This window comes from Bacillus sp. S10(2024), from assembly GCF_050473865.1.
Classification (GTDB): Bacteria; Bacillota; Bacilli; order Bacillales; family Bacillaceae_G; genus Bacillus_A.
Window position 1 is genome coordinate 2,452,653 of sequence record NZ_JBFLUR010000002.1, and the last position, 26,075, is coordinate 2,478,727.

23 protein-coding genes and 5 pseudogenes are annotated in these 26,075 nt (G+C 33.6%); 10 read left to right on the top strand and 18 right to left on the bottom strand.

What is annotated here, in order from left to right; all coding sequences use genetic code 11:
• Positions 1-32: 32 nt before the first annotated feature.
• Both AB1280_RS12520 and AB1280_RS12525 read right to left on the bottom strand, forming a co-directional pair.
• Positions 33-449, bottom strand: a pseudogene (locus AB1280_RS12520) (ATP-binding protein); the annotation flags it as partial.
• The gene (locus tag AB1280_RS12525) at positions 436-567 is read right to left on the bottom strand and encodes a hypothetical protein (RefSeq protein ID WP_429755996.1); all 132 of its coding nucleotides are present in this window, start codon (positions 565-567) and stop codon (positions 436-438) included. The pseudogene AB1280_RS12520 and the gene AB1280_RS12525, both read right to left, overlap by 14 nt.
• A gap of 272 nt (positions 568-839) precedes the next feature.
• On the opposite strand from AB1280_RS12525, the gene AB1280_RS12530 reads away from it, so the two are divergent.
• Positions 840-1,823, top strand: a complete 984-nt coding sequence (locus AB1280_RS12530; protein ID WP_272187108.1) for a class I SAM-dependent methyltransferase — start codon at positions 840-842, stop codon at positions 1,821-1,823.
• 12 nt (positions 1,824-1,835) lie between these two features.
• Positions 1,836-2,393, top strand: coding sequence for a class I SAM-dependent methyltransferase (locus AB1280_RS12535; protein WP_429755997.1), 558 nt, complete (start codon positions 1,836-1,838; stop codon positions 2,391-2,393).
• A 406-nt stretch (positions 2,394-2,799) separates the two neighbouring features.
• On the opposite strand, the gene aiiA is transcribed toward AB1280_RS12535, so the two are convergent.
• From aiiA to AB1280_RS12550, 3 genes are all read right to left on the bottom strand, one after another.
• A complete protein-coding gene (aiiA, locus tag AB1280_RS12540; protein ID WP_272187106.1) occupies positions 2,800-3,552 on the bottom strand; it encodes a quorum-quenching N-acyl homoserine lactonase AiiA in 753 nt (250 codons plus the stop codon).
• 670 nt (positions 3,553-4,222) lie between these two features.
• Positions 4,223-6,574 carry a discoidin domain-containing protein gene (locus AB1280_RS12545; protein WP_429757337.1) on the bottom strand — a complete coding sequence of 784 codons (2,352 nt, stop codon included), beginning with the start codon at positions 6,572-6,574 and terminating at the stop codon, positions 4,223-4,225.
• Between the two features lie 296 nt (positions 6,575-6,870).
• Positions 6,871-7,749: a radical SAM/SPASM domain-containing protein gene (locus AB1280_RS12550; RefSeq protein WP_272187104.1), complete on the bottom strand. Its 879-nt coding sequence runs from the start codon at positions 7,747-7,749 to the stop codon at positions 6,871-6,873.
• 204 nt (positions 7,750-7,953) lie between these two features.
• On the opposite strand from AB1280_RS12550, the gene AB1280_RS12555 reads away from it, so the two are divergent.
• Positions 7,954-8,673 (top strand): DUF4386 domain-containing protein, encoded by a 720-nt coding sequence (locus AB1280_RS12555; protein WP_429755998.1) that lies wholly within the window; start codon positions 7,954-7,956, stop codon positions 8,671-8,673.
• A 7-nt stretch (positions 8,674-8,680) separates the two neighbouring features.
• Here AB1280_RS12555 and AB1280_RS12560 read toward each other — a convergent pair whose 3' ends face one another.
• Positions 8,681-9,265 carry a Crp/Fnr family transcriptional regulator gene (locus AB1280_RS12560; protein ID WP_272187102.1) on the bottom strand — a complete coding sequence of 195 codons (585 nt, stop codon included), beginning with the start codon at positions 9,263-9,265 and terminating at the stop codon, positions 8,681-8,683.
• 234 nt (positions 9,266-9,499) lie between these two features.
• Between AB1280_RS12560 and AB1280_RS12565 the strand changes: the two genes are divergently transcribed.
• Positions 9,500-10,243: a GntR family transcriptional regulator gene (locus AB1280_RS12565; protein WP_429755999.1), complete on the top strand. Its 744-nt coding sequence runs from the start codon at positions 9,500-9,502 to the stop codon at positions 10,241-10,243.
• 69 nt (positions 10,244-10,312) lie between these two features.
• Here AB1280_RS12565 and AB1280_RS12570 read toward each other — a convergent pair whose 3' ends face one another.
• Both AB1280_RS12570 and AB1280_RS12575 read right to left on the bottom strand, forming a co-directional pair.
• Positions 10,313-10,840, bottom strand: a complete 528-nt coding sequence (locus AB1280_RS12570) for a DUF6886 family protein (protein WP_429756000.1) — start codon at positions 10,838-10,840, stop codon at positions 10,313-10,315.
• Between the two features lie 29 nt (positions 10,841-10,869).
• On the bottom strand, positions 10,870-11,631 hold the full coding sequence (locus AB1280_RS12575; RefSeq protein WP_429756001.1) for a class I SAM-dependent methyltransferase: 762 nt from the start codon (positions 11,629-11,631) through the stop codon (positions 10,870-10,872).
• A 432-nt stretch (positions 11,632-12,063) separates the two neighbouring features.
• Between AB1280_RS12575 and AB1280_RS12580 the strand changes: the two genes are divergently transcribed.
• The 4 genes and pseudogenes from AB1280_RS12580 to AB1280_RS12595 all read left to right on the top strand — a co-directional run.
• The gene (locus AB1280_RS12580) at positions 12,064-12,450 is read left to right on the top strand and encodes a hypothetical protein (RefSeq protein ID WP_429756002.1); all 387 of its coding nucleotides are present in this window, start codon (positions 12,064-12,066) and stop codon (positions 12,448-12,450) included.
• A 465-nt stretch (positions 12,451-12,915) separates the two neighbouring features.
• Positions 12,916-13,098: a hypothetical protein gene (locus AB1280_RS12585; RefSeq protein WP_429756003.1), complete on the top strand. Its 183-nt coding sequence runs from the start codon at positions 12,916-12,918 to the stop codon at positions 13,096-13,098.
• 40 nt (positions 13,099-13,138) lie between these two features.
• Positions 13,139-14,527, top strand: coding sequence for an MFS transporter (locus AB1280_RS12590; RefSeq protein WP_272187097.1), 1,389 nt, complete (start codon positions 13,139-13,141; stop codon positions 14,525-14,527).
• Positions 14,528-14,888: 361 nt separating this feature from the next.
• A pseudogene (locus AB1280_RS12595) lies at positions 14,889-15,038 on the top strand (hypothetical protein); the annotation flags it as partial.
• Between the two features lie 2 nt (positions 15,039-15,040).
• Here the strand turns inward: AB1280_RS12595 and AB1280_RS12600 are convergent.
• From AB1280_RS12600 to AB1280_RS12620, 5 genes and pseudogenes are all read right to left on the bottom strand, one after another.
• Positions 15,041-15,829, bottom strand: coding sequence for a CPBP family intramembrane glutamic endopeptidase (locus AB1280_RS12600; RefSeq protein ID WP_429756004.1), 789 nt, complete (start codon positions 15,827-15,829; stop codon positions 15,041-15,043).
• Positions 15,830-15,958: 129 nt separating this feature from the next.
• Positions 15,959-16,519, bottom strand: a complete 561-nt coding sequence (locus tag AB1280_RS12605; RefSeq protein WP_429756005.1) for a shikimate kinase — start codon at positions 16,517-16,519, stop codon at positions 15,959-15,961.
• A gap of 15 nt (positions 16,520-16,534) precedes the next feature.
• Entirely contained in the window at positions 16,535-17,002 is a 468-nt protein-coding gene (locus AB1280_RS12610; protein WP_429756006.1) for a GNAT family N-acetyltransferase, read from the bottom strand.
• Between the two features lie 369 nt (positions 17,003-17,371).
• Positions 17,372-17,549 (bottom strand): annotated as a pseudogene (locus tag AB1280_RS12615) (IS66 family transposase); the annotation flags it as partial.
• A 76-nt stretch (positions 17,550-17,625) separates the two neighbouring features.
• On the bottom strand, positions 17,626-17,814 hold the full coding sequence (locus tag AB1280_RS12620; RefSeq protein ID WP_272187091.1) for a hypothetical protein: 189 nt from the start codon (positions 17,812-17,814) through the stop codon (positions 17,626-17,628).
• A 1,181-nt stretch (positions 17,815-18,995) separates the two neighbouring features.
• Here AB1280_RS12620 and AB1280_RS12625 point away from each other — a divergent pair.
• Entirely contained in the window at positions 18,996-19,184 is a 189-nt protein-coding gene (locus AB1280_RS12625; RefSeq protein WP_429756007.1) for a hypothetical protein, read from the top strand.
• Between the two features lie 624 nt (positions 19,185-19,808).
• Here AB1280_RS12625 and AB1280_RS12630 read toward each other — a convergent pair.
• Complete coding sequence (locus tag AB1280_RS12630) at positions 19,809-21,254, bottom strand: DEAD/DEAH box helicase (protein ID WP_272187086.1); 1,446 nt, start codon at positions 21,252-21,254, stop codon at positions 19,809-19,811.
• Positions 21,255-21,574: 320 nt separating this feature from the next.
• Between AB1280_RS12630 and rluF the strand changes: the two genes are divergently transcribed.
• Positions 21,575-22,291, top strand: a complete 717-nt coding sequence (rluF, locus tag AB1280_RS12635; protein WP_272187085.1) for a 23S rRNA pseudouridine(2604) synthase RluF — start codon at positions 21,575-21,577, stop codon at positions 22,289-22,291.
• A gap of 83 nt (positions 22,292-22,374) precedes the next feature.
• Here rluF and AB1280_RS12640 read toward each other — a convergent pair.
• The 4 genes and pseudogenes from AB1280_RS12640 to AB1280_RS12655 all read right to left on the bottom strand — a co-directional run.
• A pseudogene (locus tag AB1280_RS12640) lies at positions 22,375-22,449 on the bottom strand (SPASM domain-containing protein); the annotation flags it as partial.
• 482 nt (positions 22,450-22,931) lie between these two features.
• Positions 22,932-23,669, bottom strand: coding sequence for a TIGR02206 family membrane protein (locus AB1280_RS12645; protein ID WP_429756008.1), 738 nt, complete (start codon positions 23,667-23,669; stop codon positions 22,932-22,934).
• Positions 23,670-23,886: 217 nt separating this feature from the next.
• Positions 23,887-24,428: pseudogene (locus tag AB1280_RS12650) on the bottom strand (MFS transporter); the annotation flags it as partial.
• 123 nt (positions 24,429-24,551) lie between these two features.
• Positions 24,552-26,057 carry an L-lactate permease gene (locus tag AB1280_RS12655; RefSeq protein WP_429756009.1) on the bottom strand — a complete coding sequence of 502 codons (1,506 nt, stop codon included), beginning with the start codon at positions 26,055-26,057 and terminating at the stop codon, positions 24,552-24,554.
• Positions 26,058-26,075: the final 18 nt, after the last annotated feature.

The window sequence follows — 26,075 nt, forward strand, 5'->3', positions numbered from 1 at the left end:
ATTTGAAAACAAAGTTTCGTGCGTTTTCTCCACTACATCGCTATTTCTAAAATAACTTTTGCCCCGCCTAGCTTTTCTGAATGACTTAAGTAAATATTTCCACCATGCTGCTTTGCAAAGTTTTTGGCAATATATAGTCCGATTCCATGATGATGTTTTGAGTTTCTACTTTTATCTCCTCGATAAAACTGCTCTGTCGCTGCATTCATTTCTTCTTTTGTAAATCCTCTTCCTGAGTCCTCGATAATGAACCGGACCTTACTATTACTAGTTTCAACTGAAAACATCAAGTCACCATTTACTGGAGAATATTCAATTGCATTCATCATTACATTCATAATCGCTCTTTTCAAAGCAGCCTCATCACCATGAATACATTTCGGTATGTCCTTAACCTCTTTAATGAGATTTAACTGTTTATCCAAAGCACAAATTTCATTTTCTTCCATTCACACCTAACAACCCACAGATTGAATGTTTCGGTACAGAAAGTGAAATATCTTGTACTACCCTTTGTTTTTGAAATACTTTACAAAGATTCTTTGTTTCTAAAATCAGTTCACTCATTCTAAACTTCCCCCTTGCATTTGGTGAGTCTAGAATAAATGACAATTATAAGGATTCTATAAGGAAAATGAAAAAACATAGCTATCGATAGCTATGTCCAAAAGTGTTCCTAAAGCATTCTCCTGACGGTACCCCATGTAGTGTAGAAAATAAGAATCAAAATATATTTTTTGAGACTTATTTAAAAATATTAGGAGAACTTGTTTACTCAATAAAAAAGAATTTAAACAATTTGTGTACACAAAAGCTTACTGAAAATTTTAAATTATGCTATGTTTTTATTAATAAAACATAGGGAGGTAAACACCATCAAAGGAAAGAGTATTCATTTTAGAATTAATGAAACAATTTTAGAAAACTTTGAAGACGCATTAGTATATGAAGGAATAAACAAAACAGAATTTCTAACTCATGCTATTCAAAATTTTTGTGCAAAGGTGGAAACACAAAAAATGGATGATGTTAAGCGTCAATATGGAGCTAGTACTCATTTGCAAGTACGAATGGATACACATGTTTTGTACGAAGAAAAACGTGTTAATTTAGATGAGTGGGTTATCAAGCTATTAAATTTAACACATGATGAAAAGATTCTTGATATTGGATGCGCGACAGGTGCATTCCTTTCCCTATTACAAACAATGGGTCATAAAGGACATCTTACTGGACTTGATCAGTCATCTAATATGATTGAAGAAGCAAATAAACTATCTCAACAAAAGAATCTAAATATTGAGTGGATAATTGGAGATGCAAGAAAGCTTCCGTTTTCAAGTAATTCGTATGATTGGTTAGTCGCAAGACATATGCTATATCATGTTCCAAATCCTCAAAGTACAATTGAAGGTTTTAAAAGAGTAATTAAGCCAAATGGAGGACTACTTACTACTACAAATTCACGTGAAACATTACCGAAAATTAGAGAACTTTGTAATAACATGCTAATTGAATTTGGTTTTCCTGAAAGAGTTTCACCAGTCGCACCATTTTGCATAGAAAATGCAAAAGAAATTTTAAGTTCAACGTTTAATAAAGTGGAAGAAAAAATTATCTCTAATTCATTAATTTTTGAAAAACCTGAACCAATCGTGAATTATATTATCAGCATGTTTCCATCTTTAAACGTACCTCACGATACAGACCTATACACTGATATGATAAATTGGTTGAAATTTGAAGCTGAGAATATATTAGCACGTAATGGTAGAGTATGGCGTGATCCGAAAGATGTAGGATTTTATATATGTAAAAAGTAGGAGGAGAATAAAATGTTATTAAAAGAAGAAATCAAAGTAGTAGTTGGTGCTGGAGTATTTAACAATAATCCAGGATGGATACAAACGCAAGAAGAAGAACTTAACTTATTAAATGAGTCCCAATGGGAAATTAGATTTGATAATAACTCAATTTCAGCTATATTAGCAGAGCATGTTTGGGAACATCTTACGTACGAAGAAGGTATAGAAGCAGCTAAGATTTGTTATAAATTTTTAAAACCATCAGGTCATATTCGTTGTGGCGTCCCTGATGCATTTTTCCCAGATGAAACCTACCAAAATATAGTTAAAGTAGGCGGACCTGGACCTAAAGACCATCCAGCTGCAAGCCATAAAATAGTTCATAATTATAAAACATTAACTAAAATGTTTGAAACTGCTGGATTTGAAGTAGTTTTACTTGAATACTGTGATGAAAATGGGCAATTTTATTACAAGGAATGGGATGCGAACGATGGTGTTATTTTCCGTTCAAAAAGGTATGATTCTAGAAATCAAGGAGATAAACTTGGTTTTCCATCGCTAATTGTTGATGCGATTAAACGGTAAGTAATTCAAATAACGTAAGCATTAGTTCTATAAGTTCATATAGTCGCAAATGTAAGTTTTAATTATTATGGTAAAGATTCCTCGGTAGGACGCACATTCTAACGTTTTTATACGCTGAGAGATTCTCAAAACTCCATGACACGAGTTGAATTAAGAATTTGATTTAAAGATGTGCTTTGAGACACCCCCCTTAACGAAAATTTTACCTTTTTACAGTTATTTATGAGAATTCGGCCTACTTTTTGTGTGATTTGTTCCAATTGACTTCCTTACTCCAAAATATGGTCCAATTGCAAGACAAAAAAGTCCTGCATCAATACAGGACTTTTGATCAATCTTTTTTATAAACGGTGCTACTTTATTATACATTTACAGCTAACGAGCCCATGACTTTTTATATGCAATATTACAAATAATCCGGGAACACTTTACAGCCCTTTTCTTGCTCCATATCATGTCCAAAGAAAAGAATCGGATTTTCTTTCCTAACAACATCTTTTAAACGTTTTATTGAAGATAAAGCTAAATCCGGATCAAATCCAGCAAACGGTACCTCATCTTCAAAGTTTTCTTTCGTATATGATGCATCAATAGTTAGTAACACTGGACCTGATTTTTCCGTCTCAATTAATAATGACTGATGCCCTGGCGAATGTCCCGGTGTATATATTAATTGAACACCTGGCACTACTTCATAATCGCCTTCAATGATTTTATAGTTTAAATTCGGCAATATACATTCTTTCAAATATTCCTCTCTGTGGAGTGCTGCCTCATATTCAGCACGCTGTACAATAATTGGTGTATTTGTAAAAACGCCATTTCCTCCTGCATGATCAAAATGCAAGTGAGAACTAATGATATAAAGAAGATCTTCTGGCTCATATCCAGCACGCTTTAAAATATTTACGATCCTATCGTTCTCATTCATTTTAGGTAAAATTTGTCCTTCAACAAATGTACCTCTAAAAAGATTCTCATTATTAAGCGCACTTTCTGGCATGCCTGTATCTACTAAAATAGGTCCCTCTTCTGTCTCCAAAAGATAACACCAAACAGGTAAGTTTAATAGTTTACCCGGTGTAAGTGTACTATTAACTGAAGAATGATCCAACATACAACGACCTGCTGGGATGAAATAAAGCTTCTTTACTGTCATTATGTATCCACCTTTACAAATAATTTAGGATAAGACAATACAATATTTCGCTTATTTGAAATAAACTCCTTCTTACCTTTCATTATTTCAACTATTATTTTTTCAATTGTTCAAAAATTATCATTACAAATTCAGTCCGCCTTTAGGCATAGGATAAAAGTGTCACTTTTCCGTAGAAAAGTAAAACAAGTGTAAATTTATTTAGAATCAAATAACCTACTTATTTAAAGGAAAAGGATTTGTCATCTACCTTATTTAATGGTTTATCATTACTGTCCTTCTATTAAGGGCCACCTTACATGACCCTCAACTTAAGAAATTTTAATACCCTCAAATACAAAAAACGCTATTCTTTTTGTAGAAATATACAGAAAGGATGGTGTTTTTACCTCATAGGAAGAAGCGAAGCCACCGAACATTCTAGCCACTGGAACTAGACAACAAAGAAATGTGGAAGTGGCTCGTCCAGAATGTGAGGGGGATGGAGCTTCTGACGTAGAGGTGTTTTTTACCTCGTAGGAAGAAGCGAAGCCACCGAACATTCTAGCCACTGGAACTAGACAATGCATTCGCCAAATTTTAAGATGGGAGTATTACTGCCCGCGAATAGCGGAATTAAATCCATAGAAAAGAGACTGTCGCAAGTCTTTCACTACAGTCTCTCTTTCAATTAGTTATTATATAATTTTATTTCTGAAGCGGAAGCAAATCCACCGTATCCTGATACGACTTCAAGCTTTACATACTGAGCATCAGTTTTACTGAAACTTGCATTCTTTGTAAGGTTATTATTTGCCCAAGTACCAGTAGCAACCTTTGTAAAGTTAACTCCATCCATACTTGTGTATATATTATAACTCGTTATGTTGCCATTATAACCACCATCTTGTCTTGGAACATAAATTAATTGTGATATGCTAGTAACTTCATTGAGCTTTATCGTAATGTATGGAACTTTATCACTTCCATTCCATAACGTATGCCACATTGTTGCCCCGTTTCCGTCAACTGCATTTTTAGCAGCATTACCACCTGAATCTTGCTGACTTGAGAAACCTACAACTGATAAATTTGTGTGCGGTATTAATCCTACTACAGGAGTATCAGTAAATTTCAAGTTAACAGCACTACTTGCTGGCGTTGTTCCAACAGCAAACTTTCGAACTGTTAACGTAACATTTCCTGTTAAATCCGGTAAGTTAGGAGAAGCTGGATTATATTTTGTCCAATTTGAACCTTGATCTATACTGAACTCCATCGTACCGTCTATACCAAAGACTAAGTTTTCATCATCATTTGAAGAAACATTTAATTTAGCAGCTTGTCCAATTGGAATTAATAAAGGCTCCGTTGTTCCAATCACTCTTGTTAAAATACCATTCGTTGAATTGATTGCTGCTATTTCTTCATTACTAAGAAGCATATCATCACTTGTAGCGGCTTTATAAGTTTTTCCCCCATCAACACTGTATTCGGTATCAGTTTTAATTCCCATTAATTTCCCTGCATTTACTCCATCAAAACTAAAAGTAGCAAGGCATAATCCCATACTTGGCATTTTGGATGTTATGTTATTAGCTACTTGTTTTTCATTTATATTCGTTATTGCGGAAAATGCATTTGATATATCTAAAACATATTGCTGCAGCTTAGCTCTATCACTTGTATTCAGAACATGACTTCGAATTTGAGTAAGAAGATCCATCATCGGTCTTGGCTCATTTGCGAAAGCGGAAATGATACCACTGTTTAATTCTTGCCACTCACCATCTGTTACATTTGGATTTTGTAACATAAGAGACACGTAATCTTTCCATACTAAAACATTAATTGGTAAAATATTGGTAGCTGTTTTATAAATTGCAATTTTCTTATCTGTTGAAGTCATCGCCTTAGCTAACCAGCGTAATCGCTCTGATTGATCTAATTTTGATTGATTTAATTCAGCATCTTCAAATAATAATATATATGGTACTTGATTTTTCAAACTATCATCTGACCAAGGAATAACAGTTCCACCATGATGCTCCGACGCACCCCATCCAAATATATCATTTCCTAACTTCCAAGAAGATGGTTTGTCATTCCAGATAAGCGCACAATGACCAGGCTGCCCAACAGGCATAGCTGCCACACCAAAGGCTTGGCTTACTTGTACACCAAACTTTGAAATACCGCCACATACCGCACCATCTCTGTAAATGGAGGAAAGGTTCCAACCTAAACCATAAAATTTATCATTTCCAGCTTGAACGCTAACCCCATCTTTGTTATATGTTACATACTTAATCAAATATGCACTTGTTCCTATCTTATCTTGGCTTTTAAGTTCTGGATGTTCCGTATTAATCATATTTCTTGCCCAAGTTAAATCTTCTTCCGGTGACCAAGTATTCACTACTAATCTTAAATGCCAAACATCATATGTTCTAAAGACAGGAAGTAACTCATTATTTTGATCTGCTGATTTATAATATTGGTACCTCGTTAATGGATTAATAGGTTGATTGTTTGTCCAATATTTGATTGGTTCAGCATGAGCTAACGATGTAGCTATCGCTAATTTTAAATACAATCCTTCATGAGAATCTGCATCTGTATTCCAGATTGTATTCCATATTTCAAGTGCATTGACTGGATTTTTTCCAGTTGGACTGCCACCTTCAAGATAAGTATTCATTACATCTGTATTTTTCATAGCCCAGCTAAGAAAGTTCTGATGAGCAGAATCTTTTTTAGCAAATGCATCCATTGCTGCTGCACCTGATTGTGATATAAATTGCCACTGCGCCAAAGCCGCTGCAAATACTGGATCTGTAAGCTTATTTTGTAAATTCGCTTCAGTAAGTTCTCCAACCTTTTCATTTAAATATGTTGTAAGATAACTCAAATGATCTTCAAAATTTCCACTTGTAATTGCCTGATCTGTCTTTTGTTTCAATGTTTCTTGCGTCAACGACACCGTTTCGGCTGAAACTTTCGTATAAGGAATTGTAACAAAGCTCCCTGAAATAAGTGACATAGTTAATACTAAAGGTAAAGTTCTTTTCAAAATAAGTCCCCCTATTTTTTTGTTTTCGTAAAACTATATTTATTAATATGAATATAACAAACTATAATGTATATTTATAGGCTTTTTTAACTCTTTAAACTAAATTTCATTTCATACTACATTTTTGTTCCTTGAAATCTATTTCAAAACATAAAAATATCGTAACAAGACATTAAGCCTAATAGTCTTAATGTCTCGTTACGATTTCAACATTGGTAATAGCCAGAATGTATTCGTCTAAGCTACTCTCCCAGCCATTTACCAATCTATTTCCCAAACCTTTTTCGATATCCACATTTTCTGCATAGTTCTTCTACTGCTTCTCTTCGTGAAAATCCGTCTACTAGATTTGTCGCTCGTTCCCCTTCGATAATCTCTGAAAACGAATCATTGTTAATATTCCCTAGATTAATAATACCCTCACCGTCTAAACAACAAGGAATCACCGTCCCGTTTGCTAAAATACCTGCTTGATTGCGAAGGCCATAACAGAAGCCCTTTCCATCGTCTTCTTCTTCATGAAGTGCAGGCCACTGAAACTCGTAATCTTGGTTAATATAAATGCGTTCCGCAATTTTCACGCCGCTTCCCGGTGTGATCTTCTCTTCAATTTTGTATGGTAAATCGAATTCTTTCTCAATGATTTCCAGCAACTCTCTGTTTCGCTTTATTTCGAGATTCGTCTTATTGTCTTGCGTTAAGTTCCATAGTCTGAGTGAAACAATCAAATCTGATTGACTCGTTGCTTCTTTAATGAAAGAAAGTATACTTCGTACATATCCTTCCTTATCTGTAGAACCTTCATGGCCATCAAAGCTATGAAGTGAAAAATTCATCTGTCTGAGCGCAGGTTTATTTAATAATTTGTCTCTCTTTTTATTAATTAGCGTTCCATTCGTTGTAATGTTCACTTTAAATCCTTTTTCATGACTGATATCTAATAATTGACCTATTTTAGGGTGAAGCAGCGGCTCACCTTTTACATGTAAATAAATATAGTCTGTGTGAGGCTTAATTTGATCTAATCGCTTTGTAAAATCCTCCACAGAAAGAAATTGCTTCTGCCGTTCTGTTGGTGGACAAAAGCTGCATGCGAGGTTACATACACTCGTAATCTCTAAATAAAACTTCTTAAACTTTTTCAATCTCAATTCCTCACTTCTTTGACTACTTAGAACAGTGCTAACTATTGTTCCTTCACTATTACAGCATAATTTTTCATAAATGGGAACATGCTTATTTGAGGAAACTGTTGTTACTATTTTTCATACTCTTGATTTAAGTCAATGCCACATCATATCCTCCTCGTTAAAATATAACTAAAACGATGTAACATAGGAGGTTCGTTTATGACCGTTTCAGTAGAAGAACAATCAAATCAGCGAAAAGTTGCTCTGACTGCTGGCATATCCCTTATCATCATGGCACTTGTTGCGTTTTTTTCCTCTGGATTCGCCCATGCAAGCCTCGTTGTAACAGGGGACGCTAGTGCCACCTATCACAATATCATGGCGGCACCTCTCCTTTTCAAGGCGGAAATCTTTGGCTGGTTCATCATCCTAATCACTGATATTGTGGTGGCCTGGGCTTTCTATATTTTCCTAAAGCCCATTCATAAAAACCTTTCATTGCTTGGGGCATGGCTCCGTCTTATCTATGCGACGATATTAGGAGTTGCCATACTCAATTTGCTATTTGTACTGCTTCTCACGAAAAATACAACTTATCTATCATTCTTTAAAATTGATCAACTTCAGGCACATATCATGCTATTTTTAGAAGCATTTCAATCGATTTGGTCGATTGGTTTAATCATTTTTGGTGGACACCTCATAATTGTCGGCTACTTAACGTTCAAGTCAGCCAGCATCCCAAAAGTCATTAGCATCTTATTACTACTTGCTGCAATCGGCTATATTGTCATTCACTTATGTAACACGTTTTCTCCGGAATATGACAAAGTTATTTCCATACTTCAAATTGTATTTAGCATCCCAATGATTGCTGGAGAACTTGGCTTTGGTGTATGGCTCTTGCTGAGAGGCGGAAAAACCTCACAAAATAAATGACAACTTCCTAACAATTTCCCTTATAGATTCGCTTCTTAATTCGACTTAATGACTCTGGGGTAATCCCAAGATAACTCGCCAACTGATGTTGAGGGACACGGTCGACTAAATGAGGTCGTTTCCGTAATAGTGACTTGTAGCGCTCTTCGGGTGTAGAGGCAATAAATGAAGCTAATTCATCTTGCATATCACCTAGTTTTTCCTCAATCATCTTGCGGGTCATTGTTTCCAATTGTGTATATTTGTTATACATGTCCTTTTCGGCATCAAGATCACCAACGACCAATATACAGTCTTCTATACAAGCCAAAGAATACGACGATGACTTATCTTGTTTATGATGATTAAAATTCGCAATCGCTTGTTCTTCTGTGTAAAAATTAGATGTGACTTCTTTCCCCATCTCATCTATAGAATACTGCCGGACGCAGCCCTGCAATACAAAGTAACATTTCGTAGGAACATCTCCTTGTCTAAGGAGCATTGTTCCTTTTTTATATTCTTCAATCAGTATCTCTTTAACAATTTCCTGTTGCTCCGCTTCATTAAACGTTGTAAATTTACTCAAATACTTCAATAATATATTTTCCATATGACTTTCCTTTCAATGCTTGATTGAATTGAAAAACTCCAGTTTCATGTTCATCGCCTTTTTTACATTCATTTCGTGATAAAATCTTAATGTCCTCGTATCTAGTATAGTTTTTATTTCATATTCATTAATGATTTTTTGAAAGCGTATTAATTTCCACATAAAAGTAAGTTACAATAGAACAAAAAAGAAATATATAGTTATGAATTTGAAAAGCTATAGGGGTATAAGAAAATGAAAAATAAACTTCAAGAACTTAATAAACCAAAAAAGCCGTTATTCGTCACTGTGTATGACCAGTTGTATAAATTAATCATGGATGGAACCTTTCCACCAGACAGTAAGCTTCCAACAGAACCAGAATTAGCCAAAGTATTCGGTGTAAGCAGAATGACATTACGGCATGCTTTAGCACTGTTACAGGAAGATGGATTGGTGAAAAATATCCATGGAAGAGGAAATTTCATTACAAAATTTCACCTTAACGAAAGTATGGATGGCTTGGAGAAGTTAGGGAATCCCTTATATAAATGCTATACCGAAAAAATAGACGATATCGAACTGATTTTCCGAATTGATCTAGTCACGGACTATGCCAAGCAAGTATTAAACCAAGAAATGACTGCAGTCGTTGCATTGGAACGCTGGTATAAAAGTAACGATAAAATCGTAGCTTTTGCTTTTACAATGATGCCAATCGAAGCTGTTTCGAAGTTAAATCTTGACTTACAAAACGAAAAACAAGTATTGGAAATGTTGGAGGAGAAAGTATATGAACTCGCTAATTCCTCTACCATAGAAATTAAACGTTCTCATTCCGTCAATACACCGTCGTCATTGAAATATCAACTTTTCCACGGAGAAGAATGTGATTTGATTTTAGAAAGCGTCTATATTAGCGATAAATATCCTGTTGTTTATAATAAATATTATATACCAATCGAATTTAGTCAGATTAAGATTAAAACATCGAAGTAATGGGATGAAGTTCTTAAAAACCCCTTTTGAAAAAATAATTCAAAAGGGGTTCTCTCATTAGATTACAATTCACTCCTCAAACCTCGGCTGTGCAAACTGCATTCTACACATGGACCAATGAAACGTTGTGTTTTGAATTTCATCAAACATATCCCATAAGTTATTTACGAAACGCAGTTCAACATTACGTGTAAACAATTCTTGAAATAAGTCAACTACTTCCCATTTGGCAATTGGAATTTGCGCTGTTTCACTTACATAATAACCAGCATTCTCATCTTGCAGTGTGAACTCTTTTGTATCAAATTCATACAAGTATAATTTCGTATGTTTCATCGTTTCATACCATTTGTTTTCAATAACGACGACATGCGCACTTGATTTTGATGATAGATACGTTTGCTTGTCGCTTTTAGATGTATTTGGACCAATGTGATAACAAACACGTGGACAATTTCTAGGTGTCAAAAAATTTGGTAAACATCGCTCCTCTATTGCCCATACAAGCCCTTTCGATGGATCTATATCCGTTCGAGTCGGGATTCGGGGATGAAACACTTGAATATCACTCTCTTCACTTACATGAAATATCCGCACACGTTTCCCTCCTTCTCATGCATGGCCCCTTATTTTCTTAATTTAAATACGATGAAATCCGCACAGTGTAGATCCTCTTCAAATTGCGGATACTTTTTCAGCATTTCTTCAGAGGGCATCGGTTCGATAACATCTACTAAAGTAAACCCTACTTGGTGAATCGCTTTAAAATAGCTCGTCAATGTGCGATGATAAAATACAACTTTTTCATCGGAATGTATCGGAAACCTTTGATCATATACCCCTTCATAGAAATAACGCTGAACCTTCCAATATTGTTGATCGACTTGTTCACGCCCTATCCATCCACTATTTGGCGTGACAAAACAAGGATGAAGAATAGAGAAAATAAAGGTACCATCTTTCTTTAAGAGCCTGTACATCTCGCTTAATGCTGCCTCATAATTCTCTAAATCTTGAATGACCATATTCGAAACGATTAAATCGTACTGTGCATCTGTTAGAAAATCGAGTTTCTCACAATTTCCTTGTTTATATTCAATTGCTTCATCGCTTTTCGTTCTTTGTTTCGCAATTTCAATCATCTTTTCCGCATAATCAACCGCAGTCACAGTAGCCCCTTGCTTGGCAAGGATTCTACTTAAATAACCTTCTCCACATCCAGCATCTAAAAGCTTTTTTCCCTTAACATCTTCTATTAACGAAAAAATTGCAGGATTTAACAATACCTCTCTATGAATACCACCATGTTCATCATAGCCTGCTGTAAAATAGTCAGCATGTTTGTTCCAACGCTTAATTGCTTCATCAGTCGTCATTGTTCTTCTCATCGTACGCCCTCTTTTCTATATTGGTCGTAACGTTACGTTTCTTGTGCACACTCTTATTTTTTCATTTTTAAGAAAAAAAATATAGACTTATAATTCAGTTTTTTATATCATGTAGGTAGTGTCATGTCTTTTTTAATATGAAAGCAAGCCAGATATCCTGAATTGGATGTCTGGCTTTTTTAATGCCTAAATAAACCTTACCTATTTAGAGTATTAGTGGCCCATCAAGCTAATATTTTGAGGTATCCCCAAAATAAAAATTTTATCTTTCCACAGTTGTCTATGAGAATTTAGCTCATTTTTCAGTTATCAAACCTTACAAAATCGTAATTTGTATGTAAGGTTTTTAAATAGTTGATTTTTAATTTTTATATAATAATATAAACATAAGTAATGATGTTCAATTCTTGGATTTTTAGGAGGTTAAACAACATGAAACAAACGAACATAAATGTAAAATTATCTCTTATTCAATTATTCCTTTTAATACTAAACTTATTTATATTTTCCTCAAGGATGCGATCTTTACCTTGGTTTGTTGAAGATAGTTTCGGCTTATTTGGAATTTTTATTACTGCTCCTTTATTATTAATTATTGGTACAATTATGATATATCTTGGTAAAAGACAAAACTATTGTATAGAAAGAACGAGACAAGCCATTCCTTTTATTGCAGCAATTTTTTCATTTTTTATTGCCATAATACAATTCACTGATTTAGTAAATATAGTAGCCCTTGTATTTACTTCTGTAATGGTTCTGATAACACTCATATTTTCTTTACAAGATTTTTCCAAACCAAAAAGAAATTACATATAAAAGGCTATTATACATCGTTATCAAGCGAAAGTAATTTTGTATCTATATAACGGAAAAACGCTATTCTTTCTGTAGAATCATAAGAAAGGTTAGCGTTTTTGTATGTCTATTTCTGGATCTGATGAATTTCAACTATTCATTTTACCCTACAAGCGATGTATTTCATACGAAATACATCGCTCTTTTTGTAACAAAACAGACAAATTCCGACAGAAAGATGTATTGTGAGCAATGAAAAGGTATGGTATCCTTTTCATTGTTAAGATATATACAAGTTTTTAGACAAGTATACAATATCGTATATCACAAAGAGTTATTTTGCATAATCATGAAAGCGGAATCAAAATGTAAGATGTTTTTCGTTATTCATACCCATGCTTTCCTGTAAGCATCATAAGAAGCATGATATCTTTTTCACTCTTTAGATGTATACAAGCTATACGATAGTGTAAAGTGTTATCACGCATGATTATGAAAGCGGAATCAGCATACTTTCAGTCATTCGTGCAACCGCTTCCTTTTAAACATTATAAAAAGGAACACAAAAATGGGTACAACTGTGCACAAGGAAATCCCACCTATGAAGCAAATGGCCTAGAAATTATTGAAGCCATCCGATTAATTGATAATTTGACAATCATGATTTAGGAAGATCATTCCTAGATCACAAAAGGAGAGGAATATCGCTATGTCTACAATAAATGCAGATGTAAGCATGAAAAAAACTCAGGAATATAGTGCTAAGAAAGCAGTACCTTTTACCTTACTGTTATTTCTATTATGTTTAGTAATTGACAATTCGTTTAAAATTATTTCTGTTGATATGGCAAAGGATTTTAACATTTCAGCGACAACAGTTAGCTGGCAAGCAACATTAGCTGGTCTTGTGATTGGAATTGGAGCAGTCGTTTACGCTGCTTTAGCGGATTCTATTAGTTTTAGAAAACTTTTTACTGTTGGGATTATTTTAATCTGCGTCGGTTCTGTCATGGGATATATTTTTCAACATTCGTTTTTACTAGTTGTTATTTCACGAATTATTCAAACTGCCGGTTTAGCATCAGCTGAAACGTTATATGTAATATTTGTCACAAAGCATTTACCTGCAGATGAACAAAAGAAATTTTTAGGATTAAGTACAAGTAGTTTTGCTCTTTCACAGCTTATCGGTGCATTAACTGGGGGTTATGTTTCAACATATTTCCATTGGACAACTCTATTTTTAATTTCTTTAGTAACGCTTTTAACTCTTCCTTTCATTTTAAAATATCTTCCTAAGGAAGAAGCGCAAAACAGTCATGTAGATGTATTAGGATTATTCCTAGTTGGAGCCATTTCAGCGTCCCTACTACTATACATTACAGATTTCAATTGGATGTACCTGATCTTGTTTATTGTTGCAATTGCCCTGTTCCTTACTTATATTAGTAAGAACTCAAAAGCTTTTATCGGAATTTCATTCTTCCAAAATAAGCAGTTTATCTCATTACTTGGCGTTGCATTTATCATTTACTCTGTACAGCTAGCATATATTTTCCTATTTCCATTCTTGCTTGAAAAGATTTACGGTTTGCAGCTAGATACGATTTCACTATTATTAATTCCAGGCTATATCGCAGCGACTATCGTCGGAGCTCTTTCTGGAAAAGTTGCAAAGGTTATGGGAAGTAAACAATGTATTACAATCGCTATGTGCAGCATTATGATCAGCTTACTATTAGGCGGATTCTTTATCAAAACTTCTGTTGTTGTATTCGTAATATCTATGATTCTATTCTCTAGTTCATTTGCATTCATGTATGCACCATTACTTGAGTCTTGCATTTGTACAATCGACAAAGAAAAAACAGGAACAGCAATCGGATTTTATAACTTAACACTTAACGTTGCAATGTCAATCGGAATTGCCTACACAGCAGCAATGATGGACAATTCCGCAATGAAAAAGAGTTTCCTAGGAATGGTAAATACTGCGGATACTTCCATGTTTAGTAACATCCTATTCATTCTCGTACTAATTGCCCTTTTCAGCTTATCTTTGTACTGGGTATTAGTAGGTCGAAAAACGACAAAATAGATTTATATAAACTTAAAGATAGAACCCTAAGCCTAAGAGCTTAGGGTTCTTTTTTATGACTGTTTTATAATATATCTATTTGATTTTATGGTGGAATTTCAAATGATTATAATCAATAAGTACGTTATAATTATAGCAATATTACAAATATTAGAGAGGGATTTAAATGCAAGCAAATTTAGAAATGATTAAGTAAAATCTAAATACTAGCGATAAGGTTCTAGCACATATACGATGTTCTTTGGAAGTATTTATATATAGACAAACGATACGATCAGGTATTCTCGCAGTAACCAAAAGCAAACTTATTTTTTGTGCAGATTCAGTTGCAGGAAATGAATGAACTGCGACTTACGAGTATAAAGATATAGATGAGATTACACTAAAGAAAGGGATCATGAGCGAATATATTGCAATCAAGCATAAACACGATGTAGTAAAGTTTAAACAATTAATGAGTGTTAACGTAGAAGATTTTATCGTTATAATTAGGTCGAAAATAGGAAAATAACATTAACTAAGACCTCTTATTTGAGGTTTTTTATAACTTATCAAAATCAGAACCACCGCCACTATAAAATATAATATAGTAGTAATTGCAAAAGTATGTAGTTTATCTCCAATTTGGATTGCCATAAAATAATTAAAAAATTGATGAATCATCATTGTTATAACTAGATTATGATTCAAGTTATAAAATATCGTCATAATTATAGATACAGAAACAATAGAAATTAAAAAACAAATAATATATTGAACCAATTGTATTCCTGTATATCCTGAAGATATAAACCATAGCGGCGTATGCCAAAATCCCCACACCACGCCAACTATAATTGCTGATTTTAGTGGAGTGAATTTTTTTTGCAATTCATTTAATACATACCCTCTCCAGCCTAGTTCTTCTCCTAATGGTCCCCGAATTAAATGATTACCAAATGTCACTAGTAGTGTACTCCAAGAAGTAGCTAATTGAGCTTTTATTGGGATGTTCTGGTCAATACTTGTAAAGAAAAGACTTCCTAGAAAAATAGAAAATTGAATTAGAATAATCCATAATACCGTTGAAATTTTTATTTTTTCCCTGAATTGGCTTTTTATATATTCCCTTAGATCACCTTTTGGATTAATTTTACGAAACATAACTATAAAAACAAATGTAGAAGTCCACGCTGATAAAATTATTAATATGTTAGTTAGCATTTGAGCCTTTAAAACGTTCATTACTATCGCAATTAGTAGAAGAAAACAATAAAATATTACATATGTCCAAATCATATATTCCCTTAATACTCTTTTCATTAGATATCCTCCTATAAATTTATTAGAAAGCCGATGAAACAATGTTTACACTTTGCTCCAGCGGCTTAAAATATATACTATGGTGTAACCCCCAGGTCAATGCACCTATTCGACATATTTTATTTTTCTTTAACTGGACAATATCTTTCGTTTTGCTTCCCCCCTGCATCCTATATCGTATATATCAGCTTTCCTATTATCCTTCAAAACAACTACCTTATCACCATATGCCCCTAACATATGCAAAATCTCCGCTTTACTCTTTCTTTCAAAATCCCTCGTCCACTTAAACATCTTCAAATACATGTTGAAACTTGGCTTATAGTTTGCTTTTTCAAGTCCGAGTAATTGTAAAATGAATCTCTTCGTTATTCTATATCTCCTCTTCGAAAGCGATACATCTAAAAAAATGATGATGTCTGCATGTTGAAAACCTTGAGATACCCATGTATGATGAGCACCTTCAACAATCCACACATCAGAACTGACAATATCATTCAGCTGCCCATCTCTTTCTTCAGGCGTATTCCTTACATCCCCTTTTTCAGACCTTTTCCAAACGACATTGTCGAGTTCATAATATGGAATGTTTAACTGTGAAGATAACATTTTTGCTAAAGTTGTTTTCCCGCTCCCGACAGAACCTATGATATGAATTTTATTAGGAAGTTTATAATTCAATACGACCACCGTCCTATTCCCTATCTACATCTTCTTCCCCATTCTCCAGCAGCGCTGATTGTAAGAATTTCGCTCTTCTCTCAATCTTTCAAGTCCTTGTTTTTCATAAAATTTGATTGCTCGCAAATTAGACTGTGCAACGCGAAGATGATATTCAAATATATTACGTTTTTTAAACTGCTCCTCAGCATATTGAAAAATTTCGTTACTATATCCCTTCCCTCGCCCCTCGGGAATTACATATACAAAACTTACATATCCAATCTCTCGTCCTTCATACTGATCATACCGAAGCACTAATTCTCCAACTGCCTGTTGATCACGTTCCAAGAGAACAAACCCTTCTGGAAAATTCAATTGCTTTTGCTTTGCATACCCTATATATTCACTCTCATGAAATTCAAGTTCTTCATCTGTATCTGTGAAAAATCTAATGATTGTCTGTTTATCTTTTTCGACATCGACATGACGAAATGTAAGCATTGGCATCATTTCCTTTCCTCTCATACTTAAGTTAATCTTACAATATCTTTCATTTCGGTAAAAAGAGCCAAAACTTTAGGATACAGATAAGAAATGCTTATGAATCTAGCCTATTGTTTTCAAATATCGCTTTCAAATTTCTTTCATTTAGTCCATTTTGCACTTGTTTATAGATTAGATTAGGAGTTTTATTTTCGTTTCACTTTAATATCTATTCTATCCCCTGAAAAAAAAAAAAAAAACGACCCACGCTTTTGGATCGTTAAAGTCTATTTCTTTTTCAGATGTTGTTTTAATTCATCTATGACTTTTTGTAAAAAGGGTACCGACGTCAAAACGCGGATATCGTATAATTTCCGCGTTTTGTCGGCAGGACCCATATAGAAGATAATGATAGGGACTTAATTTGTTCTCTTTTGCGGTCTCAACCACATTATATATGATGGCACTTCCTCTAGCACCTCTCGATGTATTTGAGAACATCCAATTTTTTCTCCCGATCACAAGAACATTCACTTCTGTTTTTATCGATTTCTAAACGACCTTCTAATAAAAAAGCTTCAACAGGGTAGAAATATGATTCCTCCAAAAAAACTAGCGACTATAAATCACTAGTTCAGATTGTCTTGAAGTTATTTTTCTTTCTTCTTTTTAAACGCCAAAACATAAAATAATGTTGGGATTAATAAAATTCCCAATAACTGTCCCGTTCCATAAGGGCCGCGCTCAATATTTCCTCCCGCTAGGTCCTTAATAGATGATATTGTAAACAAAATTGCTACAACTAATGCCCATTTACGTTGAATTAATTTATTATTCATTTTTCTTCACTTGCTTTCATAAAATATTTTTTCATACAATACCCATTATGGTAGTAATACCTATATTAATTAGGGTTTATTTCGCATGCAAATTTTTAAATTATCTACACCGATTCCCTATAAAAAGGAACCCCCAAGTATATTGTATTTCAATCCAATTACTATTTTACCATATTTAACTATATAATTGTTAAGAAAGATGAATTAGATCTGTATTTGGGGTACCGTCCCATGGCTATCAAGCTAAGAAAAAATTAATACCCCTAAAACAAAAAAATGCCATTCTTTCGAAAGAATGGCGTTTTTTCAGTAGATATCCCCCTAAATTTCGACATAAATGGTAATGCAAAATGGTTATTCCCCATATTCTCCCATACTCTTATAGTAATCAATCTTTTCTTCAATTTTCACCAGATTGTAGAATAAATATGTTAAAATTATAAGATAATTCTAACTTTTTAACTTACTATGGTGCAAAATGTGCAAGTTAAATTAAGATAAGGTGGTTTTATAGTGAATAAAAAATAATATATTACTTTATTGGTTACTTTGTACTTTTTCCATATATATTTTTGATAAGTTCTTTTCTTTGGAGATATTTTATAAAAAATACTCAACTATGGATCGTTACAACAGATTGCTTATCAATATTAGGAATCTATTACATAATAGTCAGTTTAATTTTTATAATATATATAAAACCATTTAAAAAGATAAATTAAGTTTTTATTGTCCCCTTGTTTTTAGTATGTTCAACTTGACAATATGCCATTACATAGAGAAAAACCTCTTTAATTAATGGCTATTCCAAATCTTATAGCAGCACTAGTTTACATCGTTATTGTGAGGTTAACATAATGTAATATTGAAGGGAGGAATACTAGATATGAAATATAAAAGACCTTTGGTTTTTATGTTATCGTTATATGTTGTTCTTATATATTTTGACTATGTTAATTACAATCAATTTAAATGGATTGAAAATATTATTCAAACATTGTTTATAGTAATATGTTTTGAGATTGGTATGTGGTCTGCTAAAAAAAATAACTAGTTCTCCCTTCAAGAGGTTCTAGTTGACGTAAAATTTGTTAGAGGAAGTCAATGTATTTATTAGTATTAGGAATCAATGATAGTATATATTCAAATTACGGATTATTGAAATAAAGGAGAATATCATTATGACAAACGTACAAAAAAATATATATAAGATATCTTCAATAATATTTATAGTTATGATTTTATTGGGAAGCATTGATGTATTATTTGGTTTATTTTTAAATAATGGCATCAAATTAAATTCTACTTTAATCACCATAACAGGTATAGCTATGTATCTATTAACAAAAAAGAAATTAGATCTTAAATAAAAACAATACCTTTTTTAAAGAGTGTTGTTTTTTATTTAATTTGTATGTTTTACCAAAATTTCCTTATTATTCATTTCCTATAAAGCTGTTCAAATTAAATTATGTATATTTTATTCATATTCGGTTAACATAACGCATCATTATAAGCAGTAATCAAATCTCAAGAATCTATTCATACCAAGAGTTTGCCAGCTTTCTGTTTCCTCCGCTGTATGCAGGATTTCATACATCCTCGTCACAACAGCATTTGACAGTTTAAACTGTTCTTGTATCCTGCATATCCTTAGCGTATAAAATCCGCGTTTTGCCGTCAGTACCCCACATTGCCTTCAAGCTAAGCTTTTAAAGTACCCCCTAAATGGAAATTTTGTGTTTTTTATAGCACCGAAGTTCATTTTTATCATTTTGGGGAAGAATGTGTTTCTTAACTTGATAACGATGCGTCAGTACCCCTAAAACAACGTGCTGGTCTCGTGCCATTACCAATTCTTCCTGTACTAAAGTCAATTCTTCCATCACTGTATCATGAGTCTCACTTAGTTAGACAATCATGATTTAGGAAGATTATTTCCCGAATCATGGGGCTTTTTTTAAGTGTCCATGATTCGGGGTACAGTTTACCTTTTATTTCATTGCCTCATGAACCTTTAACTGCTTTCCCTTTATTGTTGTGTTTTTCATTACTTTTAAAACAAGTGGTCCTTTTCCGTTTAATATATCAACATAAGAAACATTATCCTGTATCGTAATAATCCCTATATCATCCGCTGTAACACCTGGAATTTTGGCAATTGTACCAACAAAATCCACTACTCGGATTTTCTTTTTCTTCCCACCATTAAAGTAAAGTTTCATGATTCCCTTATTTAGACTAGCACTTTTATCTTTTTTAATAATTGGCTTAGCATTTATTTTTTCTTCAAATGCCGCCTTTCTTTTTGTAACTTCTTCTTTTAAAGGTGCATCTATTTTTACGATTTCAAAACCGATATACGCTTCGATTTCTGTTAGAAATCTTTCTTCATACGGGGTTACAAATGTAATTGCTTTTCCGCTCTTACCAGCACGTCCCGTTCTTCCTGTACGGTGTACATAACTTTCTTTTTCTAATGGAATATCGTAGTTGATGACGTGGGTAATATTTTCAATATCAATTCCTCGTGCTGCTACATCTGTCGCTACTAAATAGCGGAATTTCCCTTTTTTAAAGTCATTCATTACAGCAAACCGATCCTCTTGTACCATACCACCATGAATTTTATCACAAGGATAGCCAGAACGTTTTAGCTGTCTAAATACATCATCTACATTTTCTTGCGTACGGCAGAAAATAATGCAACTATCTGGATTTTCAATAGTTGTTATATCTTTCAGAAGAGAGAACTTCTCTTCTTCCCTCACTTCTAAAAGACTATGTTCAATTTTATCTGTCGTAATACCAGATGCTTGAATCTCGATGTTGATTGGTGATTCCATATATGTACGAGACAAATTTTCAACATCTGCTGGTAATGTCGCAGAAAATAGCATCGTCATTCGATTCGTAGGTAGTTCGTCAATAATCGCTTCTACTTGATCAATAAAGCCCATATTTAGCATTTCATCTGCCTCATCAATCACCAAATACTTCAAACACTCTAACGAAAAAGTCCCTTTTTCAATATGATCTAATACACGTCCGGGAGTGCCGACAACAATATGTGTCTTTTGTTTTAGTTCTAATTTTTGACGTGCAAATGGAGATTTTCCGTAAACCGCAGTTGCTTTAATACGCTTAAATCTTCCTATATTCGTAATATCTTCTTTTACCTGCGCAGCAAGTTCCCTTGTTGGTGTAAGGATTAACGCCTGCGGCTTATTTTCTCCCCACTCAACCATTTCACAAAGCGGAATCCCAAAAGAAGCTGTCTTACCGCTTCCTGTTTGTGATTTTACAACAAGATCTTTCTTTTCTAATGCAATCGGGATGACTTTCTCTTGCACTTCTGTTGGCTTTTCATATTGTAAGCTAGCAAGTGCTCTTACAATTTCTTTACTCAATGCGTAATCGTTAAAACTTTTTGGACTCATGTACTAACCTCATTTTGTTATAGATTCTTGTATGTATTTTTCACCATTGTATGAATACCATATGCATCATTCCTGCTAAACCTGTTTTCAAGTCTTCAGAAAATGCATCAATGTAGAGTATTAATAAGTATACGTCATTTCCAACACATATGCCTACAAAATCCAACACATCTTTTTCAAACAAAATTATCTCTCACTAGGAACACATTCCATATATTTTTCGTTATTTTTTCCGCTATTCTGTAATTCATTATGCTTGTCCTCTTGAAAATCAAATGTAAATCCAATATTCTAATACTATTAACTCTCTACTAAAGGTTGTGTTTAACATACGTATTAATAAGTTCATTAGTGAATCTGGAAAAGCATCTAGACGCGGTGCAGATAAATTAGTCACTGAAGGAAAAGTCACGATAAATGGAAAGGTTGCGAAAATAGGCAGCCAAGTCGAGCCCGGGGATGATGTTCGTGTAAACGGTAACCAAATACGAATGGCAAGTAATTATGTTTATATTGCCTTAAATAAACCCGTTGGCATTACGAGTACAACAGAAAAAAATGTTAAGGGTAATATTGTTGATTTAGTCAATCACCCATTAAGAATTTTTAATATTGGGCGACTAGATAAAGATTCAGATGGCTTAATACTCCTTACGAACGATGGAGATATAGTCAATGAAATTTTACGTGCTGAAAATAAGCATGAGAAAGAATACATTGTTACAGTAGACAAGCCGATTACTCCTGAATTTTTAAAACGAATGGCTGAAGGTGTAAAAATTTTAGGTACGAAAACGCTGCCTTGTAAGATGGAACAACTTTCCAAATATGTTTTTCAAATCACTTTAACACAAGGACTAAATCGTCAAATTCGTCGCATGTGTGAAGCGCTTGGATACGATGTTTATAGACTACAGCGAACTCGAATTATGAATATTCATTTGGGTAATCTACCCGTTGGACAATGGAGAGACTTATCTAAAAAAGAGCGCAATCGATTATTCCAAGACTTGAACTACGAGCCAAAAGAATGGTAAAAAAGATGGACCAAAACAGTAAGAAACTGTTTTGGTCCATCTTTTTTTACTGTACACGTTTTGCATGGCACTCGTTTTCCTATCTATTTTCCAAATCCCTTGCGATATCCGCATTTTCTACATAGTTCCTCTACTGCGACTCTTCGTGAAAATTCATCTTATAAATAAACGGTCGAACGCACACATAGATAAAAGCATGATATAAGATTAACGGGTTCATCCACTTAAGGAATGATCTCCAATTTTTCACCGTGATTCCAGCTATAACAACAAGGGTTGTAAAATAAATGAAACTAAGTAAAAGTCCGTTTGAAAATTCCGCCAATCTATTAATCATTTCCATCACCAAAAATGTCACACCCTTCCATGCATAAAGTACTATCATATTATGCTCAAAAAGGACAAGCTGTTTGTACACGTGTGCTTTGCAAAAAAATATCATACGTAATTCATGTATATATCGATTTCGGCACCATTTTACCAATAAAAAACCCGAATTGTGTACTTTTTCAATGTCCACAATTCGGGTTTCAGTTCAAAAAACGTGTATATGTATCCCGCTATTTGCGGGCAGTAAGACCTCAAACTAGTGGAAGTTTCACCTTATCAATCTAAACCTTTATAAATGAGTTAAGATCACTTAAATGTGTCTCAATAACTTTTTGTTCATACCTCTTCTATTTCTGTTAAATGGTATATACAAGAGTAGACATGCTATAAACGCAGCAATTTCTAATGAAATAATATAGTATGGATAAGGACCTAACATATCAAGTAATGAAGCCGTTTCTGGCTTATGCGCTAAAAACATATAATTCCCGCCAGTTTTATAGTTTACGAATAAAATAATTGGTAGCACTGCATTTAAAAACAGCATCGTACGTTTAATCGATTGAAAAGTTGGTCTATATCCTTCCACCCATGTCATAAAGAGCGGTGACAACACGAGTAATGCATGTGCGATGAAATATTCTATGAAGCGAAAATGCGGAAATGCATACTGTAAATTTGGAGTTAAAAGGGATTGCGATGCCCCAAGAATTCCTGTAAAAAAGACAATCTCATATAGCCTATAACTTTTCGTTATAATCATAATGGATGCCAAAAATAAGCTAATCGTACATAACTCAAATGGCAATGATGTACTGAGTCGAAAAATCCCCGCCTTCACTTGCCATACGTCCAATCCAATTTCACTTCCTATAAACAAAAAAGCAATTGTGTATCGAACCATCATATTCCATTGCTCTTGGCGAAGTAAATCCTGATATTGATATAGAAAATAAATCCCTAAACCAATAAGAAGAAGTACAATAACGTGTTGTTTCGAGTATGGGACAAACGGTTCTAATGGAGCTGCTCGAAAATATGCTTCCATGCTCCCACCTCCTTTCTACAATATTATGGTAAAAAAGGAAGGGCTCGTCAACTTATTTACTTTCTGCAAAAGCTCAAATTTACTTTTTTTATGGCTATACTAACTTTAAAATATTATGATTATGCTTTGAAATTTAATAGACATTACTCTACGTTACTTTAATATTTTAATTTTTTCTGAATGCCTCCAAAACTCGAATAATAACTCCCTCCCTATTTCAAATGTCTTTAGAACTTAATGAATGAGACGAATAAAATTTCGCCTTTGATGGTAATAAATTAAGCACACATAAGACAATAATAATTAATAACATGAAAAATGCACCTGCAATAACTACTACTTGAATAGAAATGAACTTTGTAGCAACTCCGAAAACAATGGTTGTAACAATCGTAAGGATTGCTATGAGTAATTGATACATACTCCCAATCCTCCCCATCATATCTACTGGTACATTGTTTTGATAAAAAGTATAAAATCCTGTATTGGCAAAAGCCATCGCAAAAGAAAGAATGAAGAAACCAATTGCTGCTATTAAAAAATAATTTGAAAAAACATAAACCATATAACCAATTGAAATGCACAACGACCCTATACTAATTAAAACAGACGTTGCTAATTTTTTGTGAAAATGGTGTTTACTATCGCTCCAGCAATACTTACTAGAAATCCATATTGACTATCTGATAACAAAAGAATTTCTTTAGAAAAAGACAGTTCAAGCGAATCCATTGCTGCGGCGAATACCATCATTCCTTCTGAAGTGGATTACGTTTACTTATATAAAAAGAGACGAAACCTTCAAACAGACTCCGTCCTTTTAACGTACACTGAATTACAACAATTACTAATGGCTGCATAATATTTAGTCATACAAGTATATTAAAGTTTTTGCACCAGAACTGCTGTAATCATAATCAAAACAATCGCTCCTAATCCAATTAACGTGATTCGCTTTAAGATTTCATTTTCTTCTGATTTAATTTCACATAGGTTTGCTGCTAACATAACCCTTGAAGGACATGCCATTGTTGAATGTGATGAGCTTACGTTTTGAATATTTGCGATTAACTCTTTCGACAATCCCACTTGATGAGCCGTTTGCACCTGTAAATTTATAAACATGGCATTTGATCCTGTATTACTTCCTGTAAGAAATCCACCAATCCCTCCTATAAAAGGAGAAATAAAAATAAAACTAGTTCCAAAAAGTACCCCTGCTGCTGTAGCTATTGTATCTGTCATACCAGCTACGCTCATCACTTCAGATATAGCAACAAATGCGGTTGTAGAAATTGTAAATGGGATCCATTGTTTTATAGTAGATTTTAATGATTCCCATATTATTTCCTTTTTTATTTTAAAAATATAAATTGTGAACAAACATGTGATGCATAACCAAAAACCAGGTGAATATAGTAATGCCATAGAAAAAGAAAGTGCTGGTAAATGAATAACAAAATGAGTATTTAAAAATTCCTTTAATGGTGAGATCAGGCGAGATAAAAAAATAAATATAGTTAAGATTAAGTATGGGCTCATAATTTTAATAATCCCCATTTCTGTATTTTCATAAGTCGAAGATGTTTGCGAAGTTGTAATATTAGATTTCATTTTTTTCGATGCGGATATCTTAATGAATAGTAGACCTAAACCAGTTGTCACCAAGGAACTAAGAACTCCTGCTAATTCTACACTTATCCAAATGTTAAAAATTAACATAGATATTGAAAAGAGTGAAGAAAATAATAATAATTCCTTCCATTTTTTCTTTATAGCATCCCATCCATTTATTAAGAAAACTGCTGTAAATAAAAAGTAAATAAACACAGGAATACTGATAATAGCACTTCCTGTTCCTAATTTTTGAAGAGAAACCCCTCCAATCTCAGCACCGATAACTGTACCAGTTGCTAAAGCTCCCCAAGGAACAGCAAGTAAACTTATGAGTCCAATTAATGCAGCTTTTAATCTACTAAATCCCAAAGCAATCAAAATTGGAGCCGTAACCATAAAAGCAATTCCAAATCCACTCGTTGATTCTAACAATGGAGATAAACCTATGACCAAGATAATAACTTGCATGACAGAATCGTTAGTGGTTTTTGAAATAAAAGAGGCAATTGCATCAATCCCCCCAACATTATTCATCAAATGAAAAAGAAGAATGCCAAAAAAAAGAACATAAGCTGCAATGAAGGATATTAATGCTCCTTTTAAAGAAGATTGCATAATATCATGCATATTCACTTGATAGCTATTTACAGTTAAAGTAATGATTAAAGTAACAATATAAGAAAATACACTTGTTCGCAAGGATGTTTGTTTGAAAACAAATAATAATAAAAAGATGCACAGTATTGGTACTAATGCTAATAAAAGTGTCATCTTTTGCTCCCCCCCTCT